6 protein-coding genes are annotated in these 10,325 nt (G+C 70.0%); 4 read left to right on the top strand and 2 right to left on the bottom strand.

Annotated elements, in window-relative coordinates:
* Positions 1-117 precede the first annotated feature (117 nt).
* Positions 118-1,338 carry a serine hydrolase domain-containing protein gene (locus IEZ09_RS45300; protein ID WP_189260045.1) on the bottom strand — a complete coding sequence of 407 codons (1,221 nt, stop codon included), beginning with the start codon at positions 1,336-1,338 and terminating at the stop codon, positions 118-120.
* Between the two features lie 218 nt (positions 1,339-1,556).
* Here IEZ09_RS45300 and IEZ09_RS45295 point away from each other — a divergent pair, with 218 nt between their 5' ends.
* Positions 1,557-4,343 carry a helix-turn-helix transcriptional regulator gene (locus tag IEZ09_RS45295; protein WP_268247703.1) on the top strand — a complete coding sequence of 929 codons (2,787 nt, stop codon included), beginning with the start codon at positions 1,557-1,559 and terminating at the stop codon, positions 4,341-4,343.
* Here IEZ09_RS45295 and IEZ09_RS45290 read toward each other — a convergent pair.
* Complete coding sequence (locus IEZ09_RS45290; protein WP_229813551.1) at positions 4,340-5,287, bottom strand: MASE1 domain-containing protein; 948 nt, start codon at positions 5,285-5,287, stop codon at positions 4,340-4,342. The two genes, IEZ09_RS45295 and IEZ09_RS45290, sit on opposite strands and share 4 nt — an antisense overlap.
* A gap of 159 nt (positions 5,288-5,446) precedes the next feature.
* Between IEZ09_RS45290 and IEZ09_RS45285 the strand changes: the two genes are divergently transcribed.
* The 3 genes from IEZ09_RS45285 to IEZ09_RS45275 are packed head-to-tail and all read left to right on the top strand — an operon-like array spanning position 5,447 to position 10,073.
* Positions 5,447-6,094, top strand: a complete 648-nt coding sequence (locus tag IEZ09_RS45285) for a zinc-binding dehydrogenase (protein ID WP_189260042.1) — start codon at positions 5,447-5,449, stop codon at positions 6,092-6,094.
* A 31-nt stretch (positions 6,095-6,125) separates the two neighbouring features.
* Positions 6,126-8,264 carry a molybdopterin oxidoreductase family protein gene (locus IEZ09_RS45280; protein WP_189260041.1) on the top strand — a complete coding sequence of 713 codons (2,139 nt, stop codon included), beginning with the start codon at positions 6,126-6,128 and terminating at the stop codon, positions 8,262-8,264.
* Between the two features lie 27 nt (positions 8,265-8,291).
* A complete protein-coding gene (locus IEZ09_RS45275; protein WP_189260040.1) occupies positions 8,292-10,073 on the top strand; it encodes an AMP-dependent synthetase/ligase in 1,782 nt (593 codons plus the stop codon).
* Positions 10,074-10,325: the final 252 nt, after the last annotated feature.

Genomic DNA, 10,325 nt, shown 5'->3' with positions numbered 1-10,325 from the left:
CGAGCTCTGTGAGAGGAACCCGAAGATGATCAAGCGGTGGCCGTGCCCATGTCAAAGATTAACAGCCCCCTGGTTAAAACACCAGGTGAACGAATGCGCCGTTCATCGTGTTTCAGATCAGGCGAACCAGGTGCCGCCACCGGTTCGGTGATAGCCGAGCGTGCGGTACACGGCGTCCACAAGGGACTGTCCGCGCTCGTTGACGCCGAGCCCCGGCCCCTGCCGGTTCATGGCGTAGCCGAACGAGATCCGCGCCTTCGGGTCGGCGAACCCGAGCGAGCCGCCCATCCCGTTGTGCCCGAACGCTTCCTCGGGGAGCAGCAGGCCTTCACGGTCGTTCGGCGGCAGGTGCGCGTTGTCGGTGGCCTTCTGGAACCCGAGCGCGAACCGCGACGGCACCCCGACCACGGCGTCGAGCCCTGCCACGGCGACGTTCGACATCTGCGGGAGCTGTGCCGGTTCGACCAGCCGAACCCCGTTGTACTCGCCGCCCAGCGCCAGCGGCCGGTACATCCCGGCGAGCCCGCGGGCGTTGGAGATGCCGCCGATCGCGCCCATCTCGGCGGCGTGCGCGGCCCGCGAGTCGGACTCGCCCGGCGTCATGTAGCCGCCGTTGTTGAGCAGCATCAGGCCGGGCACCGACTCGGGCTGGGTCAACGCGGTGATGAACAGCGACGGCAGCAAGATCCCCGGCTGCGTCGGGTCGACCGGGATCGTGTGCGCGACATGGGGTTCGAGGTCCTCCGGCAGCCCCATCCAGAAGTCGAGGCCGAGCGGTCCGGACACCTCCTTCTCGAAGAACTGGCCCAGCGACAGCCCGGTGACGCGGCGGACGATCTCGCCGACCAGGAAGCCGAACGTCAGGCCGTGGTACCCGTGCCGCGTGCCCGGCTGCCACAACGGCTTCTGCGCCGCGAGCGCGGCCGTGACCAGGTCCCAGTCGTAGAAGGCGCCGGCGGGCAGCCACTCGGTGAGCGCTGGCAGGCCTGCCTGGTGGCTCAGCACGTGCCGGACGAGCGTCGTGTCCTTGCCCTCGGCGCCGTACTCGGGCCAGTACTCGGTGACCGGCGCGTTGAGGTCGAGTGCACCGCGCGAGGCGAGCATGTGCGCGCAGAGCGCGGTCGCGGCTTTCGTGCACGACCAGACGTGGACGATGGTCTCCTCGGACCAGAGCTGACCCGTGGCGGGGTCGGCCACACCGCCCCAGAGGTCGACGACGGGCTCGCCGTCGAGGGTCACGTGCACGGAGGCGCCCACCTCGCCGCGCTCGGCGAAGTTGCGTTCGAACTCGGCACGCACCTCGGCGAACTGCGGGGCGCAGGTTCCCTGGATCGACATGGATCCTCCTCGGGGGGAGCAGCGGTTGCCCCAAGGGCATCACCGTGCGAAACCACGAGTCAGTAGGGAACACTCAGCGCCTAACGCGTACGGCCGCATCCTGGATCAATCCTTCTACTGAGAGTGACTGATCGCGCACGGAAAGCGGGCCTTGCCGAGCCGAGCCACCCACATGGAAGACTCAGCGCTGCTCCGCCGAAGCTCGCCGGGAGGCCGTCATCGCCGACACTCCGCTCCGCGCCGGGACCCGGAGGACCGAACTCCGCGGACGGGAACCGGAACTGCGCGCGGTCCTCGACCGCGTGGACGCCGCGCCCGCGACCGGCCTCGTCGTGGTGCGGGTCAGCGGAGAACCGGGCATCGGCAAGACCAGCCTGCTCGGGGAGATCGCCCACCGCCTGCGCGAACGTCACTGCGGCGTGCTCACCTCGGCGTCGGACGTTCTCGGCAAACGCATCCCGTACGGCGCGGTGGTCGCGCTGATCCGGTCTCTCGCCGCACCGCTGGACAAGCTCCGCGCGGAGGCCTTGTCCGCACTGGAGTTCTCCGCGACCGAGGACTCCGGCGCGTGGTTCGGCCGGGCCTGCGACCGCGTGGTGCGCCTGCTCACCGAGCTCACGGCGGCACGTCCCGCCGCGTTGCTGATCGACGACCTCGACCACGTCGACGACGACTCCCTGGCCCTGCTCACCCTGGTGCTGCGCCGGGTCTCGGCGGCGCCGCTGGTGCTGGTCACCGCGAGCCGTTCGCACACCAGCGAACCGGGCGCGGAGAACCTCCTGGACCGGGTGGAGCAGCACGCCGAGGTCCTGCGCCTCGACCTCGCCCCGCTCTCCGACGCCGACGTGGCCCGCATCGTCGAGTCGGTCCTGCAGACGCCGGTGGACGAGGCCCTGGCCCGCGAGGTCGGGCAACGGTCCGACGGCAACCCGTTCTTCGTCACCGAGATCGCCCGTTCGTTGCAGGAACTCGACCTGGTGACGGTCGACAACAACCGAGCTCGCCTGGCCGTCTCGCCGGACGCGATCCGGCTGACCCGCCGCGAGGCCGTGCTGCGCCGGGTGGCCCCGCTGGAGAACGACACCCGCCTGGTGGCCCGTGCCGTCTCGGTGTTCCGCCGGGTTCGCCTGGACCAGATCCCCCTGCTGGCCCGCGTGGCGTCACTGCCCGAGTCGACGGTCGTCGCCGCCTTCGACGAACTCCTGCGCGCCCACATAGTCGTGCACGACGACGACCGGGGTTACCGCTTCTCGCACGCCTTGGTCGGCGAAGCGCTCTATCACGAGGTGGGGCCGGCCCAACGCCGTCACCTCCACTCCCTGATCTCCGCACGCCTGCTGGAGGATCGCTCCCAGGGCCTCCCGGTGGACCTCCTCCAACTCGCCTGGCACCTGGCCGAGTCCGCCGCTCCCGGCGACCGCGCGGCCGTCGAGGTGCTGGCCGAAGCCGCGTCCGTGGCCCGCGCGACGGCACCGGAAACCGCCGCCGCCCTGTGCGCCAGGGCCCTGCAGCTGTTGCCCCGCACCGCCCCCGAACGCGCGGACCTGCTGGCCCTGCAATGCCGCGTGCTGGCCAGAGCGTCCCGCCCGGCCCTCGCGATCGATCCCGGCCTCGCCGCCCTGGAATCCCTGGCGCCAGGCCAGGAACGCACGCGGGTGGCCACCGCCGTGATCTCCTCGCTGTTCTCCGTCGGCCGGACTGCGGAGGCCCTGGCTCTGGCCGACGAGGAGGTGGCGAACGGCCCGGCCTCCCTGGAAGCGCAACGAGCAGTGCTCCTCGTCTACAACAACCGCCACGAGGACGCCGTCTCCGAGGTGGCCCGCATCGAGGCGCTCCCGATCAGCTCCCCGGCTGAAGGCGTGATCGTCTTCGAGCACCTGGCGATGCTGTCGTCGTTGCTCTTCCAGCACGACCGCACGGTCGAGTACGCCAACCGCGCACTGTCCTACAGCGACGGTCAGCCGATGCTCGAACTGCAGGCCCTCTCCGTGTGCGCCTCGATCACCGCCCTGGCCGGCCTGGTCCACGACGCCTCCTGGCGCCTGCGCCGTGCCGAGGAACTGGTCGACCAGGTCGGTTCCCACGGCTTCCGGGCCGAACGCGCCGCCTCCCGGGTTGCCCTCGACTGGCTGGGCGGACGCTGGGACGCCGCCCTGGACGGCATCGGCCGCTGGCTCCCCGACGTCGAGGCCGCCCAAGCTGATCAGGCGCTGGGCGTCCTGCAGGCCGTCGAGCTCTCCATCCGCACGTGGCGCGGCGAACTGGACGTGGCGGCCCGCCTGGTCGCACTGCCCGCCCCGCAGTCCGTGAACATCTCCAAGCTCCACGCCGCGGCCCACGCCGAATACCTGATCGCGCGTGGCGAGATCGACGAGGCCTACATCCTGCTCGCCGACGCCGTCGGCAGTCGCCTCGAAGCCGCCTACTCCTGCGTCCTCGTGGCCAGGATGATCGAGCTGGACCTGGAACGCGGCCGCACCGGCGCCGCCCTGGAATCCCTGGACCGCCTGGCTTCCGTGTCACGGACGAGGGTGTCGCCGTGGTCGCGCACCACCGTCCGGCGGGTGACGGGCGTGGTGCGCCAGGACGCCGATCTGTTGCGGGAGGCGGTGTCCGAAGCCGCCACGGGCGGCCTGGAGTTCGAGAAGGCCCGCGCCCAGCTCGCGTTGGGCGAGGTCTGCGCGGACGAGGTCGCGGTCCTGGTCGAGGCCTACACGGCGTTCCAGCGGCTGGGCGCCCACGGCCTGCGCCGTCAGGCGGGCAACCGTTTGCGCGCGTTGGGAGCCAAGGTCCCGCGAGCCCGCTCGAAGGCACCGGGCCTGCTGACCGAGGCCGAGGAGAACGTGGCCCGGTTGGTGCAGCAGGGAATGCGCAACCGCGACATCGCCGCCGCACTGCACTACAGCCCGCGGACGATCGAGGTCTACCTCTCGAGGATCTACGCCAAGCTGCACGTCTCGTCCCGCCTGGAACTGGCCCGCGTGCTCGACGCGATGCAGCGCTAGCCGGGCGGCACGACCCGGCCGAGCCGCTTGCGCACGCCCTCCTCCTGGTAGTTGGCAACGGTTTCGGCGAGCTGCAGGCACGCGCGCTCGATGGCCTCGCGGGCCTGGTTGCGCTCGCTCGTGACGGCACTGAGGATCAGCCCGGTCAGCGCGACCGAGCCGTTGAACGCCTGCAGCACGATCATCGTGGCCAACAGGCCGCCAGAGGCGAAGTGGCCGCCGGCCGCGGACATCACGGCGGCCACGGAGATGATCACCGCGCACGGAGCGGCGATCGCGTGCTGGAACCGCAGCGCCGCCCAGATCAGCATGGGGAACACCAGGAACAGCAACCGCAGCTGCGTCGTGGTCACGAACGCCGCCAGTGCCGCGGTGACGACCAGCAGCGACGCGGCCTCCGCGAGCCGTCCGGCAGGCGCGTTCCACCGCCGGGGAAGCGTCAGCAGCAACGGCGTGAACACCAGAACGCCCATCGCGTCGCCGGTCCACCACACCGACAGCACGGCAGGCGCCTCGTGCCACGGGATCACGTCGTCGAGCTTCAACGCCGTCGTGCCGACCACCGCGCTGATCAGCATCGCGCCCAGCGCACCGGCGAACACGAGCAGCAGCGCGTCCTTCAGCCGGTCGAGCTGCGGCCGGAACCCGAAGCGCGTCAGCAGGTACCAGGCGGCCAGCGGCGCGGCGGTGTTGCCGATCGTGATCAGCGCGGTCGCGCCTGGCCCGGTGCCGAGCGCGATGTTGGCGGTCAACGCGCCGAGCGCGATGCCGGGCCAGATCCGCAGACCCGACATCAGCAGCGCCGCCACGGAGATCCCGGTGGGTAGCCACAGTGGAGTGACCTGACCCTTGACCAGCGCCAGGACCAGCCCCACCTTCGCCGTGGCGTAGTAGGCGACGGCTACCGCGAGGATCGTCACGGTGGTGCGCAGTGCGGCGTTCACCGGCACATGCTGCACCTGTGCACACAGGTCCGCCAGACCTCGCAACGGAGCGTACCCGCTTGGACTCACTCCGTCTTACGCCGGAAGTACGCGCCGGATTCTTAGTTGTCGTGGAAGCCGCACTACAACCGGTCGCGCACGCGCCGTGAGATGGGCTGCATGCGCACAGCCGAGGCGGTCGACGAGATCCGGGTCGAGGAGGGCGGGCGCCGCGTGGTGGTCGTCGCCGGCCGCCTCCACCTCCCGGTCTCCGCGGGCGTCACCGACGACCAGGCGCTGACGCTGGCCAGAGCGGGCACCACGGCCTGGCACCTGCTGCGCACGTGCGCGCACCTCAGGCCGGACGAGTCGATCGTCGTGCACGACGCCGCGAGCGAGGTCGGGGCGATCGCCGTCCAGCTGGCCCGCAGTTTCGCCGCCGGACGCGTGATTGCCACCGAGTCCAGCCAGTCGCGGCGGCGCAGGGCGGTGAAGCTCGGCGCGGACGTCGCCGTCGAGTCCGATCAAGACGGCCTGGCGGAACGGATGATTCAGGCGAACGAGGGCAAAGAGGTCGACGTCGTACTCGATCCAGGAGGCACCCTGAAAGCCTCGCTGAAAGCACTCGCGCCGTTCGGCCGAATCGTCTGCTATGGCGCTGACCAGGACGAATCCATCAAGCTGACCGGTCTGCTCGGCGGGTCGCAGGCGGTCATCGGGTTCCGCTTCGAGCACACCCTGCAACGACCCGACATGATCGCGAGGGCTGTCAGTGAGCTGTTCGGGTTGACCTCGGCTGGGCGATTGCGTCCGGTGGCAGGCGACTAGTACCCGTTAGGAAGCCGGAATTAGGGGACTCATGAGGACCGTATTCACGACCTGCCCGCTCTGCGAGGCGACGTGCGGGCTGGAGCTGACGGTCGAGGGCGACCGCATCACCAAGGTGCGCGGCGACCGCGAGGACGACTTCAGCAAGGGCTTCATCTGCCCCAAGGGCGCCTCACTCGGCACGCTCGACGCCGATCCTGACCGGCTCAGCACGCCGCTGATCAAGCGCGACGGCGAGTTCCGGGAGGCGAGCTGGGACGAGGCGTTCCGGTACATCGACGAACGGCTCAAGGACTTCCCCGACCGCAACTCGGTCGCGCTGTACCTGGGCAACCCGGTCGTGCACTCGCTCGCGGGCGGCCTCTACGCGGGGCCGCTGCGCAAGGCGCTGGGCAGCCGCAACGTGTTCACCGCGAGCACCGTCGACCAGATGCCCAAGCACGTCCAGTGCGGCCACATGTACGGCAGCATCTTCTCGATCCCGGTGCCCGACATCGACCGCACCGACTTCATGCTGGTGCTGGGCGCGGACCCGTTCTCGTCCAACGGCAGCCTCTGGACCGTTCCGGACGCACCGGGCCGGTTCAGGGACCTGCAGAAGCGCGGTGGCCGGTTCGTCGTGGTCGACCCGCGCCGCAGCCGCACCGCCCAGGCCGCCGACCAGCACGTCGTGATCAGGCCGGGCACGGACGTGTTCCTGCTGCTGGCGTTGATCCATGAACTGTTCGCGCAGGACCTGGTGAACCTGCGAGACCTCGCCGGGCACGTCACCGACCACACGGCGATCCGCTCGCACGTGGAGCCGTTCTCCCCGGACGCCGTCGCGGAACGCACCGGTGTCGACGCGGCCACGATCCGCGCGCTGGCGAGGCGGCTGGCCGGTGCCGAACGTGCCGCGGTGTACGGCCGCATCGGCACGACGACCGTGGAGTTCGGCACCGTCGCGTCGTGGGCGGTCGACACGCTCAACGTTCTCACCGGCAACCTCGACCGGCCCGGCGGCGCGATGTGGCCGCTGCCCGCGCACGGCAAGCGCGGACCGGGCCGCGGCAAGGGCTTCGGCATCGGCCGCTGGCACAGCCGGGTCAAGGGACACCCCGAGGTGATGGGGGAGTTCCCGGCGGTCACGATGGCCGACGAGATCGAGACGCCCGGTGAGGGCCAGGTGCGGGCGCTGTTCACGATCGGCGGCAACCCCGCGCTGTCGTTGCCGAACTCGGCTCGGGTGAACGAGGCTCTGTCCTCATTGGACTTCATGGTCAGCGTTGACCCGTACCTCAACGAGACCACCCGGCACGCGGACGTCATCCTGCCGACGCCGCCGCCGTCCCGCCGCGCCCACTACGACATCGCGTTCCTCAACAACTCCGTGCGCAACGTCGTGAAGTACTCGCGCGCGGCGATTCCGCTGGAGGAAGGCAGGGTCGACGAGACGGACATCTTCTTCCGGCTCGCCACGATCTTCAGCGGCCTCGGCCCGGACGCCGATCTCGACGCCATCGCCGCGATGCAGCTCGCCGGGCTGAAGCAGCAGCTCGGCGTCGACTTCGAACCCAAGGGCGAGACCCGCGAGGAACGCCTGCTGGACCTGAAACTCCGCACCGGCCCGTACGGGGTGTCGTTGCGGCAGCTGCTCGACCACCCGCACGGCATCGACCTCGGCCCGCTCACCTCGCGGTTGCCGGAGATCCTGCGCACGCCGTCCGGGAAGATCGAGCTCACCCCGCAGCCGATCATGGACGACCTCCCGCGCGTGCTGAAGGCGCTGGAGAACCCCGAGACGGACATGGTGCTGATCGGCCGCAGGCACCTGCGCACCAACAACTCCTGGATGCACAACGTGCCCGCGCTGGTGAAGGGCAAGCCGTTGTGCACGCTGCTGGTCAACACCGGCGACGCTCACCGCCTCGGCCTCACCGACGGCGCGACCGCCCAGGTCACCTCGCGCGTCGGCAAGGTCGAGGTGCTGGTCGAGGTCACCGATGACATCGCGCCCGGCGTTGTCTCGATGCCGCACGGCTGGGGCCACGACCAGCCGGGAACGCAGCTCTCCGTCGCCCGTGAGCACGCCGGCGTGAACGTCAACCTCCTCACCGACGACCTCCGCATCGACCCGCTCTCGGGCACCGCCGTCCTGAACGGCACCCGCGTGCAGGTCGTGCCCGCCTAGAGATCACCGACGCCCCCAGGAGCCGCCATGACCGCCGGAGTCACCAGCCCCACCGCGGTGCAAGCCGTCCGCCGCATAGCCGACCTGCCGTTCCTCGCGGAGCAGGCCTACGGCGACGCGGTGGCGTGGCGGTTCAAGCAGCACGGCGAGTGGCGCGAGCAGACCTACGCCGAGGTCTCGGAGCTGGTGCTGGACCTCGCGTCGGGGTTCGTCCACGCCGGACTGAAGGCGGGTGAGCGGGTCTGCGTGCTCGCCAACACCCGTCCTGAGTGGACGGCGGTCGAACTCGCGGTGCTCGCGGCGGGTGGCATCGTCGTGCCGATCTACCCGTCGAGCACGGCGGAGGAGATCGCCTGGGTGGCTGGCGACTCCGGCGCGTCGATGGTGGTGGCCGAGAACGAGGCCCAGTGCGTCAAGGTCGAGGTCGTCCGAGGCGAACTTCCCGAACTGCGAACAGTTTTCACGATCGAGCCCGCGGGTGACCGGCCGACGCTGGCCGAGCTGCAGGACATCGGCCGCACGTCACCGCTGGCCGACGAGCTCGACTCCCGCCGTGCCGCGATCAAGCCGGAGGACCCGAGCCTGATCATCTACACCTCGGGCACCACGGGGCCGCCCAAGGGCTGCGTCCTGACCAACGCGAACTGGGTCGCGTTGTGCCGTGTCGCCGAAGAAGCCCGCATCGACGCGATGACCGGCACCGTCTACCTGTTCCTGCCGCTGGCGCACGTCTTCGCGCAGATCGTCATGTTCGGCACCATGTACCGCGGTGGCGCGCTGGCGTACTACGGCGGCGACATGACGGCGATCGTGCCGGAGCTCGCCGAGGTGAAGCCGACGTTCCTGCCGTCGGTGCCGCGCATCTTCGAGAAGATCTACACGTTCGTCACCGCCGCCGTGCCACCGGAGCAGCTCGCGCAGGCCGTGGCCGTGGGTCTGGAGGTGCGGCGCAGGCGTGCCGCCGGCGAACCGGTTCCTCCGGAGATGGCGGCGGCGTTCGAGCAGGTCGACGCGATGTTCGCCAAGGTGCGGGCGGTGTTCGGCGGACGGCTCGTGCAGGCGCTGTCCGGTGCCGCGCCGATCTCCCGCGAGGTGCTGCGGTTCTTCCACGCGGCCGGCGTGCCGGTGCTGGAGGGCTACGGCATGACCGAGTCGACCGCGGTCGGCACCATCAACACCTTGGACAGCTTCAAACTCGGCTCGGTCGGCGCGTCCGGCGTGGCGGGCCTCGAGATGTCCGTTGCGGACGACGGCGAACTGCTGATGCGCGGCCCGCACGTGTTCGCGGGCTACTGGAACAACGACGAGGCGACCGCTGCCACGATCCAGGACGGCTGGCTGCACACCGGCGACCTCGGCGAGATCGACGCGGACGGTTTCGTCACGATCACGGGCCGCAAGAAGGACATCATCATCACCGCGGGCGGCAAGAACATCGCGCCCGCCAACGTGGAGAACGTCCTGCGCCAGTCCCGCTGGATCTCGCACGCGGTCCTGTTCGGCGACCGCAAGCCCTACTGTGTGGCTCTGCTCACACTCGACGCCGACGAGATCGTGCCGTGGGCGACCGCGCGGGGATTGCCGTCCGACCTCGAATCTTTGGTGGGTCACCCGGACGTGCGAGCGCTCGTGCAGGAAGTTGTCGACGAAGCGAACTCGCACTTCGCCAGCGTTTCCCAGGTGAAGAAGTTCGTGCTGCTCAGCCGTGATCTGTCCCAGGAGGAGGGCGAGCTCACCCCGACGTTGAAGGTCAAACGCGGTGTGGTGCACCGTCTTCACTCTGCGTTGTACGAAGGGCTCTACGAGTAACCCGTACGTACGAGAAATCCAAAAACAGGTACATCCACCCTGGCGGATTTGGTCCGATCAGGGCAGAGTGGAACACCAGCGGCGCTTGGCCCCCTCCCCCCTCGGGCCCAGCCGCTTCGCGGCCCCGGCTCACGGCGTACTCCCCCCAGACGCCCTGCCGGGGCCGCCTTGCTTGATGAACGGCGCTTTTGTCCACCTCGGGTGGACCTGGTGTTTTAACCAGGAGGCGCTTGGGTTTTGACATGGGCACGG

This window comes from Lentzea flava, from assembly GCF_014648475.1.
Lineage (GTDB): Bacteria > Actinomycetota > Actinomycetes > Mycobacteriales > Pseudonocardiaceae > Lentzea > Lentzea flava.
Note: the sequence above shows the minus strand (reverse complement) of the source record. Positions and strands in the feature narration are given on the sequence as shown.

What these genes read in the sequence shown, in the direction of transcription:
- IEZ09_RS45285 (WP_189260042.1), top strand. Translation starts at nt 5,447, where the DNA reads ATGCGCACAGCCGAGGCGGTCGACGAGATCCGGGTCGAGGAGGGCGGG.
- IEZ09_RS45300 (WP_189260045.1), bottom strand. Translation starts at nt 1,338, where the DNA reads ATGTCGATCCAGGGAACCTGCGCCCCGCAGTTCGCCGAGGTGCGTGCC.
- IEZ09_RS45280 (WP_189260041.1), top strand. Translation starts at nt 6,126, where the DNA reads ATGAGGACCGTATTCACGACCTGCCCGCTCTGCGAGGCGACGTGCGGG.
- IEZ09_RS45275 (WP_189260040.1), top strand. Translation starts at nt 8,292, where the DNA reads ATGACCGCCGGAGTCACCAGCCCCACCGCGGTGCAAGCCGTCCGCCGC.